Genomic DNA, 16,487 nt, shown 5'->3' with positions numbered 1-16,487 from the left:
ACAATGAACAGATTTCCTTTCGAGATCATGTTCGAGAAGCATGAACTGCTGGAACGGCTGGATCTCAGTATTCCGTGGGGAAATTATGAGCTTCGGGTGCTGCGGTTTCACCTGACCTCTTTTCCACCAGGCAAGGTCATTGATTTCCATGTTCATGCCGAATTCGAATTTCATTTTATCCCGAGGGGAAAAGGCAAGGTCATTCTCGGCGATCAAATGTACCCGTTGTCCGAAGGGATGTTATATATGACTGGACCGGGGGTCGTGCATTACCAGGAGGCTGATTCTGAAGAGTCCATGGAAGAGCTATGCCTGCATGTGGACATTGTAGAGAAGCCGAGGGAGGATGTTGACCCATGGGAGGCTGCGGAAGCAGAGGAGTTCGTCGCGAAGCTCCGAGCGCTGCCTTTGATACCGGCATATGATTATCATCAGGCGATGAGGTGTTTTTTGGAAGCCTATACTGCCTGCGACGGGAAGCTCATCGGCTACTATACTTCGATTAGGCATCTGGTCATCAGCATTCTGATCAAAGCAGCGAGAGCGTATGATACGGGCGAGATTCGCAGTGAAGCGCCTGTGAGGGACATGTCGACATACCGTTATGAGTATGCTGTCCAATACATGGAAGCGAACCATTCTGCGGCTGTCACATTGGACAACGTAGCCGAGAAGCTGAATATCAGCAGCAGGCAGTTGCAGCGGATTTTCAATCAGGCGAATCCGAAGCGGCCGTTCAGCAAAGTTCTGGAGGACATCCGGCTGCAGGTGGTATGTCGTAGGCTGGAAGAGAGTACGTACCCAATAGAGCAGATTGCGCAGGCCGCGGGCTTTACGAATGCGAACTACCTGCATGCCGTTTTTCGCAAACGGATGGGGTTGACACCTGCAGTGTACCGGAACATGAAACAGCAAATTACCAGTGAGGGAGAATGAATATGAGCAAAATATACAAGGTTGGAATTATTGGCTGCGGCGGGATTGCTAACGGAAAGCATTTGCCAAGTTTAAGCAAGCTTGAGAACGTTGAGCTGGTAGCTTTTTGTGATATCGTAGGGGAACGGGCTGAAGAAGCGGCAGCAAAATACGGAGCTATCGATGCCAAGGTCTACACGGATTATCAGGAGCTATTGCAGGACGCTTCGATTGACATTGTGCATGTGCTTACACCAAATATCTCTCATGCTGAAATCTCCATTGCTGGTCTTGAAGCTGGCAAGCATGTGATGTGCGAGAAGCCAATGGCCAAGACCTCCGAGGAAGCCAAAGCGATGGTGGAAGCGGCCAAGCGGACTGGCAAGAAACTGACCATCGGTTATAATAACCGTTTCAGAGAAGACAGCTTGTATTTGAAAAAACTTTGCGAAGAAGGCGAGTTGGGCCATATCTACATGGCTAAGGCTCATGCGATCCGCCGGAGAGCTGTTCCGACCTGGGGTGTTTTCCTGGATGAGGAGAAGCAAGGCGGCGGACCGCTGATTGATATCGGAACTCACGCACTGGATCTGACCCTTTGGATGATGGACAATTATAAACCGAAGGTAGTGCTTGGCACCAAGTATCATGAGCTATCCAAGCGAGAAAATGCAGCCAATGCCTGGGGTCCTTGGGACCCAAGCAAATTCAAAGTGGAGGATTCGGCTTTTGGCATGATCGTGATGGAGAATGGAGCGACTATTATGCTGGAATCCAGCTGGGCGCTGAACTCCCTCGAAGTAGATGAGGCCAAATGTAGTCTGAGCGGAACCGAAGCCGGGGCGGACATGAAGAACGGTCTGCGCATCAACGGCGAGAAATACGGCCGCTTATACACGAATGACATCGATTTGGGCACTGGCGGAGTAGCCTTCTATGAAGGTCGTGCAGAAAGTGCGCCAGACCTTGAGATGAGAAAATGGATTGAAGCGATCGAAGAGGACAAAGATCCGGTAGTTACGCCGGAACAGGCTTATGTAGTGTCACGGATTCTGGAAGCCCTCTACGAATCTGCACGCACAGGCCAAGCGGTATACTTGGACTAGAAAACATCGGATAAACACAGAACAGTACGTCTCCCGTAGGTTGGAGATGTGCTGTTCTTTTGCTTTTGGGGCAAAAAAAGAGGCTTGATAAACATGCAGGACGAAAGTCCTGACCTCGAAAGCTGACTTGCACTGTGAATCGGCATGTTTCATACTATATAAGCAATTCATCTTGGAGAATGGAAAGGAATTTATTTAATATCGTTAATTATTGGAGGGTTAGAAATGCGAATTGGAATTTTTGATTCCGGGGTGGGCGGCATTACGGTATTGCATGAGGCCTTAAAGCAGCTTCCCATGGAGGATTACATATATTACGCCGATACATTGCATGTTCCCTACGGTCCGAAACCGAAAGAAGATGTGAGAACCTATGTTTCGAATGCTGTAAAGTTCATTGTTGAACAGCAGGTCAATGCAGTTGTGCTTGCCTGCAATACAGCTACAAGCGTCTCGATCGATGAGCTAAGAGCGCAATATGATATTCCGATCATCGGCATGGAGCCAGCGGTCAAGCCAGCGGTTGAACACAACAGACGGGGAAATACACGTGTGCTGGTAACCGCCACGGCTCTTACGCTAAAGGAAGAGAAGCTGCAAAATTTGATAACCAAGCTGGATAACGAACATATCGTTGATTTGCTGGCCCTCCCGGGTCTCGTTCAATTTGCGGAGGAGTCGGAATTTAGTGAAGAAGCAGTTCTGCCTTATCTTAGAGAACAACTGCAAGGTTATGATTGGAGTCACTATGAGACGGTGGTTTTGGGCTGCACCCATTTCTCTTTCTACAAGGATATGTTTAGGAAGCTACTTCCGGAAGAAATTCATATTATTGATGGAAACAGAGGAACAGTTAATCATCTTAAAAGAAAGCTGGCAGAAGGTGGTGATCTGCATCAGGGCAGCGGTAATCTGGAGTTGTATCAATCAGGAGTCAGGGTGGAGGCAACGTCTGAGCTGGAGAAATACAGCAATTTTTTAAAAAGATTGGACCAGATTCAGAGCTGAATCGCTGAAAAGTAGAGGGACATAGTGTTATAATAGACTACTGGACGTATTGTGGAGGAAACGAGAGACGTAAGGAGCGAATATTTTTGAAGACACTTATTATTGCGGAAAAACCGGATATGGGGCGGAATATCGCCGCCGCAATAGAACCGAAGGCCAAAAATCACCGTTCCTATTTAGAAGGGGAGCAGTACATTATTACCTGGGCGATCGGTCATTTGATCGGACTGGCTGAACCCGATGCCTACGATGATAAATACAAGAAATGGAATATTAATGATCTGCCGATTATTCCTGATGAATTCAAGCTGGTGCCAAACGCAAGAACGCTGGATCAGCTCAAAGTGATTTCGGAACTGGCGAAGCGGAGCAATCTGCTGGTTAACTCTTGCGATGCCGGGCGGGAAGGGCAGCATATCTTTTCGCTGATTCAAAGGCACCTCAAGCTTAAGCAGCCGGTCAAGCGGCTATGGATATCTGATTTGACGCCGGAGACGATCCGCAAGGGCTTTCAGGAGCTGAAGGATGGAGCGGAATACGAGAATCTCACCAAAGCAGCCAAAGCTCGCAGTGAAGCCGACTGGCTGATCGGAATGAACGGCTCCCGCGCATTTACGACGAAGCACAATGTTTTGTTGTCGGTGGGGAGAGTGCAGACCCCGGTGCTGGCGCTTATTTATGACCGACAGAAGACGATTGAGGCGTTCTCGTCGCTGAAGTTTTTTGAAGTGGAAGGGCATTTTACACAGGGTGAGATGACGTATAAAGGCATGTGGCAGGGCGAGCGCATGACCGACGGGGCGAAGGCTGAGGCACTAGCCGCTAAGGTGAAGGGCAAGCCAGGACGTATTGCTTCCTATGAGGTCAAAGAGACCAAGGAGTACCCGAACAAGCTGTATGATTTGACGCTGCTGCAGCGGGAAGCGAACGGAAAGTATGCTTTTTCGGCCAAAAAAACGCTGGATGTCGCACAGGCGCTCTATGAAAAGCATAAAGTGATCTCGTATCCGCGGACGAACTCCAACTATGTGACCGAACAGAACATTCCCGAGATGCACAAGACCTTGTCTGCACTGCAAGGCACAGCCTATGACGAATGGGTGAAGGGAGCCAACCGGAATCTGGTGCACAAAGGCAACAAGTTCATCTGTAATCCGACGAAGGTCGAGGACCACCATGCCATCCTGCCTACCAATCGCAAAGCATCGGGACTTAGCGCGGATGAGCAGAAGCTGTACGATCTTATTGTGCGCCGTTTCCTGTCACAGTTCTACCCGGCGGCGGAATATAAGGTACATACAGTCATTACAGAGGTAGAGAACGAGAAGTTCAAGACCACGGTAAAAGAACTGCTGAGCCTGGGCTGGAAGGTGATTTATGCTGACCAGAAGAAGGACAAGCCGAAGACAGCCAAAGGTAAGGGCAAGGATGAGGAAGAAGAGGAAGAGATTGAAGTGAATGAGCCGTTCTCGGTCGTTCCCTCCAGTCCATTGACCTGCAGTGATGCCATCGTGAAAGAGAAGGATACGCAGCCGCCCAAGCACTACACGGAGGGAACCTTGCTTAAAGCGATGGAGAGTGCCGGGAAGCAGATTGAGGATGAAGAACTGCGTGATGTCATGAAGGATTCGGGTCTGGGGACACCGGCGACACGAGCGGCTACGATTGAGCGTCTGAAGAATGTCGGATACGTGGAGATGCAAGGAAAGAAAATTGTCATTACGCAAAAAGGCCGGACTGCGATCGAACTGATCCGTGGTGCCGGTATTGAGCTGCTGACCTCGCCAGAGATGACCGGACAATGGGAACGGCGGCTGAATGAAATCTCGCGCGGTACAGCGTCGGATGATCAGTTTATGGAGAATGTCAAGAAATTCGCCACGATGATCGTGACGAAGGTTAAGGTGCAATCTCGAGCCGACAAGACTTCTTTTGAAGGAGAGACACCCGCTGCAAGTGGCAAAAGCCGGAGCGGAACCGCTCGGAAGACTGAGAGCAAAGCGGCTGCGGCGCCGCGCAAGCGCAAGACGGAAGGCGAGGGTGGAGCAAGCGGTAGCCGGACAAAAGCGACTCCTGCCCAGACGTCCGGTGACACCGGGCCGAAAATCATCGGCCAATGCCCAAGCCCGGGCTGCGGCGGTATGATTTTTATGGGACGCAAAGGATATGGCTGCTCTCATTACAAAGAAGGCTGCAAGTTCGTGATCTGGAAAGAATGCTATGGACGCAGCCTGAGTGATACCCAAGTCAAAGCCTTGATCGAAAAAGGTAAGACGGGTAAGCTGAAGCTTACCGCCGAAGATGGCTCTCCATTGGAGGGCAAGCTGGTGTTGGCCAACAGTGCCACGGGGCAGTTGGTTGTGGAATAGCACTATGTAAAACATATCTGGCATGCGGAATTTCACACCTGTGGCGACCTATAAAGCTTGAGATAATCCTCCTCAGAATGATTTGAGGGGGATTTTTTCATGGGATACACAAAATATATTGACTGTTCGAGCAAACAGTTTTAAGATAGATGCATAAGAACTGACTGTTCGATCAAACAGTATTGGAGTGAGCGTGTAATGACTAAAACACAACCGTCCAACCAGGACGAACGAAGAAGTGCCATCATGCAAGCGGCATTCACGTTATTCGGGCAGGTGGGCTACACGAAAGCGACTATGAAGGATATAGCGGCCAAGGCTGGTGTGGCACAAGGACTGATCAGTTACCATTTCAGCACCAAAGAAACACTGCTGGTTGAAGTGGTCAGGGAGTGGATGATCAATCAAGGAATGAAGGCGGCCTTTGCAAAGTTGGATCTGCAGGTATCTCCAGCGGAGATTCTTCAGCAGGGGTTGCACCATGTGGTTGAATTTCGAAAAGAAAACCCGGAGTGGTTCACATTACTGATCAGCCTTTGGACGGAGAGCGTGAACAACGAAAAGCTCGCCAAAGAGCTGCTGGAACTATACAAGGAAATGAAGGCGGGCATTATAGAGATCATCGATCGCATGGAGCTGCAGCTGAACCAGAGCGAAAAGGAGACTTTTGCGTCACTGATCCAGGCCGTTTTCGACGGATTGATGCTTCAAGCTCCTGTACCGCTGTCTCCTGAGCCGCTCTCCCACGAGCAGGTGTCGCGGGGAATCGGATGGATGCTTGACGGAATTCGATCCGCAGCCAAGGAGAAAGGAGAATAAAACCATGACTAAGACATTGATTAGAATCGAAGGACTGGTCGTTCTGGTCTTAGGCATCTATTTGTACTTTTCCAACGGATATAACTGGGCCGCCTTCCTGTTGCTATTAATGCTACCCGACCTGTCCATGATCGGATATGTGGTCAGCAATAAGACAGGAGTGTATACGTATAATTTTGCCCATACGTTCGTTACACCCTTGTTGTTGTTGCTGCTTGGACTGGTTTTCTCGGTCGATTTTCTAATGATGATCGGCTTCATCTGGATGGTTCATATCGGCATGGATCGAATGATGGGCTTTGGATTGAAATACGAAACGGATTTTAAAGACACACATATTCAAAGATTATAACGCATTGAATTTATCTCCTTGAAAGACGTGAGGCATAGTGGATATAGAAAAAAGGGCAGTTACATTGCTTGATGGGGACAATCCAATATCTGGGGACTTGTATGTTTACGAGGAATCACCTAAAGATGCAGATATGGTACTTCTAAAAGTTGTAATTGGTGAAAGAAGTTTTATTAGTGAAGAAGTAGACTGTTTTTCAGCATTTGTATCGATAAGAAAAGAATTAGAGCAAGAGAACCTTCAAATTGCGTGCAATGGTTCTGCTAAAAGTGTTTATCCTTCAAGGATGCAACTAACAATGGGATATGGAAGAAAAGCATACAAATTATTCATTGGACAACAGGCGAAAATCGAAGATGTAGTAGACATATTTGATTGCGATACTGATTTAGAGTTTGTTACAGTTGAAGAACAATCCAACTTTTATGCCCAATGGATAAAAAGTGTTGTGGGATAAATATAAAAGAAGTTTTACGAAAAGAAACCACTCAATTGTTAGTTTTTTAAATAATGACTGTTAGCTCATAAAGTAGACGAACCGATTTTCTTGTACGCAAACTTAAGTAGTAGATATGCATTTATTTATGGGGAGATTAAGAGGAATACATGATGTTAGAAAAAAAGTGACCCTCCTAAGGGTCATTTGTATTTTAGTCGAATGATCAGAAAAAGCGGATGACGAACATATGCCTTCCGGATCATAATTTAATAGGTTATTGCTGCTTAATATATACCCAAGCTCTCTCATAGCTTATGCATAAAATATATAGAGCTCATTTGCATCAGTCTCGCAGTTTGCAAAGTTAATGAGTAGGGGGGACGTTTATGAAAGGACTAATCTTGTGCGCCGGCCGGGGGACGAGACTGCAGCCTTCGACTTATACCAAACCAAAGTGCATGCTACCTGTTAACGGGGAGTATATTCTCGTCTCAATCATTAACGAACTTGTTGCGGCCGGAATTACCGATATTGGAATCGTAGTGAACCATTCGCAAGGAGTGATCCGGGAAATGATCGGGGATGGGGAGCAGTGGAACGCCACTTTAACCTTTCTACTGCAAAAAGAAGCTAAGGGACTGGCTGATGCAGTCAAAAGCGCGCAGTCTTTTGTGGCGGATTCCCCTTTTTTATTGATGCTTGGCGATAATTTGTATGAGGGTGATTTAGAGCCATTGATTCGATCACTGGACGCAGATAAATCTGCGGCTTCAATACTGCTTCAGCGGGTCGAGGACCCCCGTCAATTTGGTGTGGCCGTGATCAAAGATGGGCAAATTGTCAGTCTGGAAGAGAAACCTCGCTATCCCAAATCCAATTTGGCTATTGTCGGTGTGTATGCTTTGACTGCAGCCATCTGGCCGGCAATTGAGAGACTTACACCTTCTCCACGGGGGGAATACGAGCTAACGGATGCGATTCAAATGTTGGTTTCGGAAGGCGGGCATGTTGCGTACAGCGTAACGACCGCACCATTTTTTGATATCGGGACCCATGAGCGCTGGCTTGAAGCGAACCGCTACAAGATGGATCAAGATCCCAAGAACTTTGTGGTGCCTTCCGGCATTAACTTCGTTCAGTGGATCCCTCCGGTTAGGGTTGATCCGACCGCCCGCGTAACGAACAGTGTAATTGGACCTCATGTGTATATTGGTCCGGATAGCGTCGTCGAAGATTGTATTCTGACCAATAGCATTTTGACGGATCAGGTGCAATTGTCCCATGTTCATGCGGAGGGAAGTGTTTTTGGATCACATGTTCATCTAGCTGAACAAGAAATTCAGGAGCAGCCGGCCCGTCATATCCTGGGAGATCGCGCAACGGTTACAAGATACAATCCTGACTTGCCGAACGTTTCAAAATAAATCGGCTGCTTACTGGGGATTGGTCCAATCCAGTTACTGGGGTAAACATACACTTAAAGTAGTCAAATGCATTAGACGACTATGCAGAAGTATACTTTTAAGGGTAGGTGGTCCTCGAGAATGATTGAGCTGGTTTTGACGATCAACGATAAAGACGGGAGCTATACGGCGCATGCGGGTGTTGTTCTTGCATCGATTTTTTTCAATACCCAGCAAACGATCAATGTGCACATTGTGCATGACGATTCCTTAAGTGAAGAGAACAAGTTAAAGCTCACCCAGTTGGTGGATGTATTTCATCACAACATCTTTTTTTATCATGTTACAGTTCCTGGGGATATGCTTGAAGTTGCAGCCGGCGTTCATAAAATTGAATATTGGACTATGGCCAGTATGTACCGTTTGTTGCTTCCGAATTTTATTCAGGCTGACAGGGTTATTTATCTGGACTGCGACATTTTGGTCAATATGGATATTAACGAATTGTGGAGCATCGACCTGGGAGAACACTATTTGGGCGCAGTGCTGGACCAGGGCGAAAACTTGCTTGAGTACTTTACCTCACTTGGGCTAAGTGCGGAGCTGTATTTTAACTCAGGGGTTATTCTGTTTCAACTGAACAATATCCGCAATAAACAGAATTGGTATGGAGAAATGCTCGATTTCTTGCGTAATTTTCCAATGATGACCATGCCGGATCAGGATGTTCTGAATGCCGTTTATAGCTCTAACTATTTGCAAATGGATCAGCGCTTTAATACGTTCGCTCATAGCGAACTCGATGTAGATAATAAAATTGTTCATTTCGCCGGAGACAGCAAATGGTGGGAGACAGACTCACCCGCAGCACCGCTATACAATAAATTCCTTGCCATGACTCCCTGGGGCAGAGAATTTACACCAGCGCCAGTTTCTGAGCCAGAGCAGGCCAACATCCCGCCTGAGCCGCCCGCTCCAGAAATTCAACCTGTAGAAATACAGCTTCCGGAAAACCCGGTCCCTGAAGTTGCAGCTCCGGCCCCGGAGAATATTCCCGTAAAGCGGCACAGACGGAAACGCCGCAGATCGTTACGGTTACGGATAATAAGTAGACTGAGAAAGAAAAAAAAGATCCGCGCCAAATATCGTTCTATAAAGCGGATAAAACTGATCAAGCGTCTACATGTAAAGAAGAAAAAAGCATTGCAATTGAGAAAGAAGAAACTGCCGCTGGTCAGAAAAAAGAGCAAACATGTGATGAAAAAGCTACCTCGGAAAAAAAGCACATACCCTTTGAAGCGTACCTCATAAGGGTCTGTGAGAGCGATCCGCCCGATGATCCGGGTGGATCGTTAAGGTTAGGTGTTATACAAGTCTTTAATACACTATTGCTAAGAAGCTGAGTCAATGGCCCGCTAATTCGTTCCTCTGCAAAACTTGCTGCTTCAGCCGGCGCGGGGAACCGTATCATAAATAAGGGCAAGTTTTTTTTGCGGATATTCATAAGAAAACAAAAACGTACCAAGACGAAAATTGGTAAAATGGAGGTACCATTACTCGCCCAAAGATTTCCTTGTTTCGGGAACTGGAACGGTAGCTTAAAGAGTCTAAAACCAAGCGTGACGAAACTTTATCGGGGTGCCGAACATTGCCAAGGACCGATTCACATCGACTTTGTCTGAATGGAGATTATTATGAAAAGAGTTGGAATTGTTACTGTTTACTACAAAAACTATAATTACGGTGGCCAGCTTGGAGCTTATGCACTGCAAAAAGCTATAGCTAAGTTAGGATTTCATTGTGAGCAAGTTACATTCAAGTGGCAAAATGAATACTACTTACAAGCGTGTGAAAGTGCTAAAAGTGCTGAACATTTTAGGATTTTTTCCGAAAGCATTCCCCACAGCGAACGTTTATATACAGTATCTGATATTGCAGAATGTGTTGATGATTACGATATTTTTGTTTGTGGTAGCGACCAAATATGGGGTTTACCATGGGTTATTTCCGATGACATTTTACCCTGTATGGCACTTTCTTTTGTTCCAGCATCAAAAACGAAAATTGCATACGCACCAAGCATGGGAGGAGCAGAAATAGGGCCCGATCGAAAAAATATCCTTGCTCCACACGTTAATTCTTTAGACTTTGTTTCTGTTCGTGAAAAAAGTGCAATCCCTTTTGTGAAAACGATGAAGAATGGAGAGGTTACTCATGTATTGGATCCTGTAATGCTTCTTGATGAATCCGAATGGGATGATATATCTGCTACTCCGCCAGAAAAAGCCTATATTCTGACTTATGATTTACGAGATACAGGGGTTCAGGAATATGCTGAAGCACTTTCAAAAAAGTACGGATACGAGATTATATCTCTTGCAACTGCTGGAGCAGCTACGTTTGGTCCGAAGGAATTTGTAGGATACATAAAACACGCTAAGTATTTTATTACTAGTGCTTTTCATGGGGCTGTCTTTGCCATTTTATATAAGGTTCCATTTTTGGTTTTCCCTGTATCTGATAATCCACAAGACCCCATATCAATGGATTCAAGACTGATAGCTCTGCTGGATACGTTTGGCTTATCTTCTTGCTATGTTTATGATACATCAAATATTCCAAATATTGATGATGTTACTTTTCATCATATAGACGAATCAAAAACAAGTGCTTTTCGTCATAATTCACTTCAATTTCTTAAAGATGCTTTGGAATTTTAAAAATAAACCAAAGCATGTGTGCGCTAGGCGAGGGCATTTTACAAATGCGGATGAGTGTTGTCAAACATGAAGGAAGGGTATCCCCTGGTAAGGAATTCGGTGAGTTATTGAGTTCAGGTGTTTGATGTTCATTAGATGTACTAGAAGGGCCATCCCTACAAGGGATGGCCTAAAAACTTGCCGTTACAGACAGCGCGATGAACCTTATCATAAGTAGTGGCAAGTTTTCTTGGGAGATCTTGCAAGAGTCTGTATTGGCATTATATCGACTTTAGGAGTAGGATGGGGCACGCTCCGATAGAAACGATGCGCAAACAGGCTTCTGGGGGCTTTGCTTTGGAAAAGCGGCTTCTGTATTTAAGTCGGACTTCCTACTAATTTGCTTATGTTACAAAAATGTTTATCAGATCTTTAGAATGATTCTCTATGCTGTACTCTATGAGGGGGAGTACGATAATGAGAACAAGATGGAAGACCGTAAAGAAAATGCTGAAGCAACTGACATTAGCTGCTATCGGCCTGCTTATTGTAGGGACCTTGGCCATTTATTTGAACCACCAGTATCAGCTGCGCGAGGAGTCGGGACTGTTTGCAGGCGAAGGGCAAAGAGTAAGGGTAAACAACCATGAGCTTAATGTATATAATGAGGGCAGTGGCGAGGACACCTATGTGTTCATGGCCGGTTCTGGTACTGCCTCGCCAATGTATGAGCTTAAAGGGCTTTACAGCAAATTCTCGGCAGACCACAAAATCGCGGTCATTGAAAGAGCAGGGTACGGGTATAGCGAGATCGCTGGTGACGATAGAGATCTGGATACGATCCTCGAACAATCAAGGGAAGCGCTGCATGGAAGCGGCAACAAACCGCCCTATATTCTGGTGCCGCACTCTTTGTCAGGACTGGAAGCGATCTATTGGGCGCAGAAATATCCGCATGAGATTAAAGCAATCATTGCCCTGGATATTGGTCTTCCCGAAGAATACGTGGAGCACCCGTGGGGAAGGCTGGACAAGCTGTTCATGCGAGGCATGAATGTGTTGACGCGCCTGGGTTTTCAGCGTTTGTCGCCTTATATGACCTATGATCCCGAGATCATCCGGCAGACCTTTCTGACCGAAGGGGAGAAGCGGAAATTCAAAGCGATTTCTTATAAGCAGGCTTTCAATGAAGATATGATGCGGGAACTCCTAAACGCAGCGACCAATGCTGGACGATCACTGAAGTTACTTTTTCCTAAGGGAACACCGATCCTGTTTCTATCCGCCTATACGGAAGAGAATCAGGATTCGAAATATACTCTCCAAAAGGAAGAGCACTATCAAGTAATCGCCGGACAGTTGGATGTTGCGGAGGTAGTTCGGGTAAAAGGTAAGCACTCTCTCTATTTGTACGCACCAGATGAAATCTTCCAGCTTGCGGAGAATTTCATGGACAGACTGTAAATCAGACAAGCAGAAAGGCTGCATGATGAAGGAATACAACCTGCTCATTATAGAAGACGACCACATAATCGGCTCATTGCTAGAGAAAATATTACAGCGCGAAGGGTATAAGGTGCACTGGAAAACAGACGGCAAAGACATGCTAGAGATTATTAAACACATAGATCTGGTCATTATGGATGTGATGCTGCCAGATGGGGACGGGTATCTGTTGACCCGCATGCTCAAGAATCAGGGACTTCCTATCCCCGTTATTTTCCTATCTGCCCGGGGTGATATGGACAGCAAGCTTCAAGGACTGGAGATCGGAGACGAGTATATGGTCAAACCGTTCGATCCTAGGGAACTATTGCTCCGGATACGGAAAATGCTGGACTGCACTTACGGTACCTTTGTTCAGATATTGCATCTGCATATCGACGTGGAGCGGAAAAGGGTGTTCAACGGCAGCCTCCACCAAGAGGTGCTCTTTACTGCGACGGAGCGTAAGCTGTTCTTCTATCTGTACGAGAACCGGGGTCGCATCCTGTCCAAAGAGCATTTTCTCGAATACGCATGGCAATTGGAAGACCGCAATCCGAATCTGATCCCGGTGCATATAAAGAAAGTAAGGGCGAAAATTCAGGATGAACTGGGCGAGATTATTGAGACTATATACGGAGAAGGGTATCGACTGAATACCTATTTTAAATCATGACGTTAAAGACTAAATTCCGGCTGCTGCTGGTATCCGCGCTCGTCACGGTGCCGGTTATAATGCTGGTGGTAGGCGTGCTTGTTTCGCTAGTGTACGATGCGGTGTTTAAGACAGCTAATGGGGGGATACCTTTTTACGCTTCTTTTGCTTACCCAGTGATGCTCGGCCTCTTCTTGTGCTCACTGCTGCTAATTGCTCTCTTGTTCTCAAGGTCCATTCACTCCCTGCTGAAACGAATTAATTTGCTCAATCAGACGGTGCGGGAGCTCGCGAGCGACGAGAAGATTCCGGATACGCTGAGCGTTTACAACAGGGATGAAATTGGAGACTTGATCCGGTCGGTGAATCTGTTAATTGAACGTACGACTTATCGGGAGCTTCAGCTCCGCGAGCAGGAAGAACTTAACAAGGAGATGATGAACAAGCTGCGACATGATATTAACACTCCACTAACCGCGATGCGTCTGCAGCTGTTTGATCTGGAAATCGAGAATCCAGAGCATGCCAACTTAACGTGGTCAATGTCCCGGCAGATTCAGTACATCTCGGAATTGACGACTGAATTCAGATTTCACTCCGCCAGCGCGCCGGAAAGCTCGTATATCTTGAAGGACCGGGTGAATTTGCATGAATTACTTGAGACAATGGTGAAAAAGTGGGCTTATCTCTACAGCGTTCAGAGTATGAATCTGCAGTATGCATGCTTGAACCGGGAGCTGAACTGGACAAGCAACGTCCTGTGGCTGCAGCGGCTTTTCGATAATATTTTTCAGAATGCGCTCAGACATTCAAACGCGAGTATAGTCAAGGTAACGATTAAAGACAATATGGTGACGATCCGCGATAACGGAACAGGATTTGATGTACATGGCAGCCATTCCGGTCTTGGTCTGAAGATCATTGAGGACCTGTCCCAGGTCCTGCACATAGCTTACACGTTGCAATCCGACGGGAGCGGAACACTGTACCGGTTCACGGCGGAAGCTTTTTAAAAACATATCGTTTGCTATTCATCATTCTTATATCTAGCTTCTATATCCTAATTTTTTGAAAAAAACCATTGTCTATCGTATTGATCTGACATATGATATATTCCGATATTGGAGGGAGAGGCGAACATGAAAAATAGGATAGAAACATTTAGAGGCTCCGAGCATTTTCGGTTGAATCACATCGCAGATAGTGCAATTGCAGCGATTGCGATTCCAGGTACCGGTTCTTTGGGAAATGCAGCAATCATTGATCTGGGTGATATAACTGTTGTCGTGGACACCTTCTCGACCATACAAGCTGCTGAGGATTTGAAAGCAGCCGCAGAGTATCTTACGGGAAACCCTGTATCCTATGTAATAAATACGCATTGGCATAGTGACCATACCTCTGGAAATCAAGTGTTCATCCCTACGGCTCAAATTATTTCGACATCAACGACTCGTGAGATTATGGATTCTTTTTCCAGAGATAGGTTAACGAAATATAAGGAAAATATGGATGAAATGTATCAGGCTATCGACGAACATGAAGTGCAAATACAACAAGAGACGGATGAAAAGTTAAAAAAGGAAATGGCATGGGAAAATGCTAGTGACCGTGAGTTTATGAAGATGCTCCCCGATCTGGTACATTCGCTGCCGACGATAACTTTTGATCAACAGATGACCATACATGGCAGTAATCGTAGCATTCAACTCATCACATTTGGCGGAGGTCACACGCAATGTGATGCAATCGTGTACATCCCTGAAGATAAAATAGTCGTGATCGGGGATCTGGTGCTTTCAAAACATCACCCGGTTTTAACGCATGCCAATCCTCAGGAATGGCTGAATATTTTGGAGCAGGTTGAACTGCTTGATGTTGAAATTATCGTACCAGGACATGGCGAAGTATGCTCTTTACACGAACTTCACGAGGTGAAGGGGTACATAACCGATATGATGGAAATAGTGACAAAAGCCGTTCAAAGTAATAAAAGCATTGATGAGATTGAAGTACCGAAAGAGTATCATGACTGGTATTTTACTACATATTTTAAAACGAATTTGAGTAAAGTGCATGCGATGATCACTAAATTAGAGGATTAACGAAGAGTATTTAGGGCAGAACTGTTTTTGAGTTAAGAAATAAAGAGCAGATCTTATGAATGATCGTTTCTTTAAAACTTGCCGCTTCAGACAGCCCGGAGAACCTTCCTACTAGTAGCGGCAAGTTTTTGTGACAGCATTAAGTTTCAAGGAGGGCAGCCGATGAACAAAACAGACCGTTTACTAGCCATCGTTCTGGAGCTGCAAAGCAGAGAAGTGGTACGGGGAGAAGATTTGGCGGACCTATTCGAAACCAGCGTGCGGACTATCTATCGTGACATTCAGGCGCTTAGTGAAGCGGGCGTGCCGATTATAGGTGCCCCAGGCACAGGATATTCTTTGATGACAGGTTATTTCCTGCCGCCGATCAGTTTCACGGTAGAAGAAGCCGTGACCTTGCTTATCGGAACGGATTTTATCGAGCAACGATTTGATGATGAGTATCGTGTCAGGGCTCAAGCCGCTCGGAGGAAAATCGAGGCCACTTTATCGGAGAGCGTTCGCAATGAGACCTCTCGTGTGCGCAAAGCGCTGCGCTTGCTCACTCCTGGTAAACGGGTCACGCTGTCAAAAGAAAGGGAATATTTCGGAAAGATCCGCCTGGCGATATTAGAGGAACGAAAGATCAGCTTTCATTATTCGAAAGGGATTGGGGATTCCAAGGGGAATCACCATAGTGAGCGTACCGTCGCTCCTTATGGTCTGGTATTCGTTGAAGGAGCTTGGATGCTCGTGGCCCGTTGCGATCTGCGCGAAGACATCCGCCATTTCCGTTTGTCCCGCATGACCGAGCTTATCGATCTGGAAGAATGCTTCGATCTACCGGCGCATTTTAACTTAAAGGAGTATACCCCTCCGGATGATCGCCACTTGCGAGTTCGCCTTCGATTTAACCATGACATCGCAGATAAGGTGAAGGAATCGAACTATCATTACATAGAAGATATGGAAGAGCATCAAGATGGATTGCATGTGGTCTTACGTGTTCGTCAACTGGATGAACTGCTGCAATGGGTGCTTGGCTGGGGAGCGGGTGTGATCGTGTTGGAACCTGAATCATTCCGAAATAGGATTACTGAGGAAGCTACAAAAATGTTACAGCGCTACTGACATAACGTTGTCAGTAGCGCTG

Annotated in this window: 15 protein-coding genes; all 15 read left to right on the top strand. The window is 46.2% G+C overall.

The genetic code is table 11. The features are described from left to right. Positions 1-3 precede the first annotated feature (3 nt). The 15 genes from ACFORK_RS24035 to ACFORK_RS23965 all read left to right on the top strand — a co-directional run bounded on the left by ACFORK_RS24035 (position 4) and on the right by ACFORK_RS23965 (position 16,465). Complete coding sequence (locus ACFORK_RS24035; RefSeq protein ID WP_379203834.1) at positions 4-936, top strand: helix-turn-helix domain-containing protein; 933 nt, start codon at positions 4-6, stop codon at positions 934-936. Between the two features lie 2 nt (positions 937-938). Next, positions 939-2,021, top strand: coding sequence for a Gfo/Idh/MocA family protein (locus ACFORK_RS24030; RefSeq protein ID WP_379203832.1), 1,083 nt, complete (start codon positions 939-941; stop codon positions 2,019-2,021). A 225-nt stretch (positions 2,022-2,246) separates the two neighbouring features. After that, complete coding sequence (murI, locus tag ACFORK_RS24025; RefSeq protein WP_379203830.1) at positions 2,247-3,029, top strand: glutamate racemase; 783 nt, start codon at positions 2,247-2,249, stop codon at positions 3,027-3,029. Positions 3,030-3,115: 86 nt separating this feature from the next. Next, complete coding sequence (locus ACFORK_RS24020) at positions 3,116-5,398, top strand: type IA DNA topoisomerase (RefSeq protein ID WP_379203828.1); 2,283 nt, start codon at positions 3,116-3,118, stop codon at positions 5,396-5,398. A 198-nt stretch (positions 5,399-5,596) separates the two neighbouring features. Continuing rightward, positions 5,597-6,217: a TetR/AcrR family transcriptional regulator gene (locus ACFORK_RS24015; RefSeq protein WP_379203826.1), complete on the top strand. Its 621-nt coding sequence runs from the start codon at positions 5,597-5,599 to the stop codon at positions 6,215-6,217. A gap of 4 nt (positions 6,218-6,221) precedes the next feature. Continuing rightward, positions 6,222-6,569, top strand: coding sequence for a DUF4260 domain-containing protein (locus ACFORK_RS24010; protein WP_379203824.1), 348 nt, complete (start codon positions 6,222-6,224; stop codon positions 6,567-6,569). A 37-nt stretch (positions 6,570-6,606) separates the two neighbouring features. Further along, positions 6,607-7,026, top strand: a complete 420-nt coding sequence (locus ACFORK_RS24005; protein ID WP_379203822.1) for a hypothetical protein — start codon at positions 6,607-6,609, stop codon at positions 7,024-7,026. 368 nt (positions 7,027-7,394) lie between these two features. Further along, complete coding sequence (locus ACFORK_RS24000) at positions 7,395-8,432, top strand: sugar phosphate nucleotidyltransferase (protein ID WP_379203820.1); 1,038 nt, start codon at positions 7,395-7,397, stop codon at positions 8,430-8,432. Between the two features lie 120 nt (positions 8,433-8,552). Next, positions 8,553-9,722, top strand: coding sequence for a glycosyltransferase family 8 protein (locus tag ACFORK_RS23995; protein WP_379203818.1), 1,170 nt, complete (start codon positions 8,553-8,555; stop codon positions 9,720-9,722). Between the two features lie 383 nt (positions 9,723-10,105). Further along, on the top strand, positions 10,106-11,131 hold the full coding sequence (locus tag ACFORK_RS23990) for a polysaccharide pyruvyl transferase family protein (RefSeq protein ID WP_379203816.1): 1,026 nt from the start codon (positions 10,106-10,108) through the stop codon (positions 11,129-11,131). Positions 11,132-11,587: 456 nt separating this feature from the next. Beyond that, positions 11,588-12,574 (top strand): alpha/beta fold hydrolase, encoded by a 987-nt coding sequence (locus ACFORK_RS23985; RefSeq protein ID WP_379203814.1) that lies wholly within the window; start codon positions 11,588-11,590, stop codon positions 12,572-12,574. Between the two features lie 25 nt (positions 12,575-12,599). Continuing rightward, on the top strand, positions 12,600-13,271 hold the full coding sequence (locus tag ACFORK_RS23980) for a response regulator transcription factor (protein WP_379203975.1): 672 nt from the start codon (positions 12,600-12,602) through the stop codon (positions 13,269-13,271). Next, entirely contained in the window at positions 13,268-14,263 is a 996-nt protein-coding gene (locus ACFORK_RS23975) for a sensor histidine kinase (RefSeq protein WP_379203812.1), read from the top strand. Before ACFORK_RS23980 ends, ACFORK_RS23975 begins: the two co-directional genes overlap by 4 nt. A gap of 126 nt (positions 14,264-14,389) precedes the next feature. Then, the gene (locus ACFORK_RS23970) at positions 14,390-15,355 is read left to right on the top strand and encodes an MBL fold metallo-hydrolase (RefSeq protein ID WP_379203810.1); all 966 of its coding nucleotides are present in this window, start codon (positions 14,390-14,392) and stop codon (positions 15,353-15,355) included. A gap of 162 nt (positions 15,356-15,517) precedes the next feature. Next, positions 15,518-16,465 carry a helix-turn-helix transcriptional regulator gene (locus ACFORK_RS23965; RefSeq protein WP_379203808.1) on the top strand — a complete coding sequence of 316 codons (948 nt, stop codon included), beginning with the start codon at positions 15,518-15,520 and terminating at the stop codon, positions 16,463-16,465. Positions 16,466-16,487: the final 22 nt, after the last annotated feature.

The organism is Paenibacillus sp. GCM10012306 (assembly GCF_042649265.1).
Lineage (GTDB): Bacteria > Bacillota > Bacilli > Paenibacillales > Paenibacillaceae > Paenibacillus_AQ.
The sequence above is the reverse complement of the archived record's forward strand: the minus strand, read 5'-3'. Positions and strand labels throughout refer to the sequence as shown.

Excerpts from the sequence above, each read along its gene's own strand:
- ACFORK_RS23975 (WP_379203812.1), top strand. The coding sequence starts at position 13,268 with ATGACGTTAAAGACTAAATTCCGGCTGCTGCTGGTATCCGCGCTCGTC.
- ACFORK_RS23970 (WP_379203810.1), top strand. The coding sequence starts at position 14,390 with ATGAAAAATAGGATAGAAACATTTAGAGGCTCCGAGCATTTTCGGTTG.
- ACFORK_RS23965 (WP_379203808.1), top strand. The coding sequence starts at position 15,518 with ATGAACAAAACAGACCGTTTACTAGCCATCGTTCTGGAGCTGCAAAGC.
- ACFORK_RS23995 (WP_379203818.1), top strand. The coding sequence starts at position 8,553 with ATGATTGAGCTGGTTTTGACGATCAACGATAAAGACGGGAGCTATACG.
- ACFORK_RS23980 (WP_379203975.1), top strand. The coding sequence starts at position 12,600 with ATGAAGGAATACAACCTGCTCATTATAGAAGACGACCACATAATCGGC.
- ACFORK_RS24030 (WP_379203832.1), top strand. The coding sequence starts at position 939 with ATGAGCAAAATATACAAGGTTGGAATTATTGGCTGCGGCGGGATTGCT.
- ACFORK_RS23985 (WP_379203814.1), top strand. The coding sequence starts at position 11,588 with ATGAGAACAAGATGGAAGACCGTAAAGAAAATGCTGAAGCAACTGACA.
- murI (WP_379203830.1), top strand. The coding sequence starts at position 2,247 with ATGCGAATTGGAATTTTTGATTCCGGGGTGGGCGGCATTACGGTATTG.
- ACFORK_RS24035 (WP_379203834.1), top strand. The coding sequence starts at position 4 with ATGAACAGATTTCCTTTCGAGATCATGTTCGAGAAGCATGAACTGCTG.
- ACFORK_RS24000 (WP_379203820.1), top strand. The coding sequence starts at position 7,395 with ATGAAAGGACTAATCTTGTGCGCCGGCCGGGGGACGAGACTGCAGCCT.
- ACFORK_RS23990 (WP_379203816.1), top strand. The coding sequence starts at position 10,106 with ATGAAAAGAGTTGGAATTGTTACTGTTTACTACAAAAACTATAATTAC.
- ACFORK_RS24015 (WP_379203826.1), top strand. The coding sequence starts at position 5,597 with ATGACTAAAACACAACCGTCCAACCAGGACGAACGAAGAAGTGCCATC.
- ACFORK_RS24010 (WP_379203824.1), top strand. The coding sequence starts at position 6,222 with ATGACTAAGACATTGATTAGAATCGAAGGACTGGTCGTTCTGGTCTTA.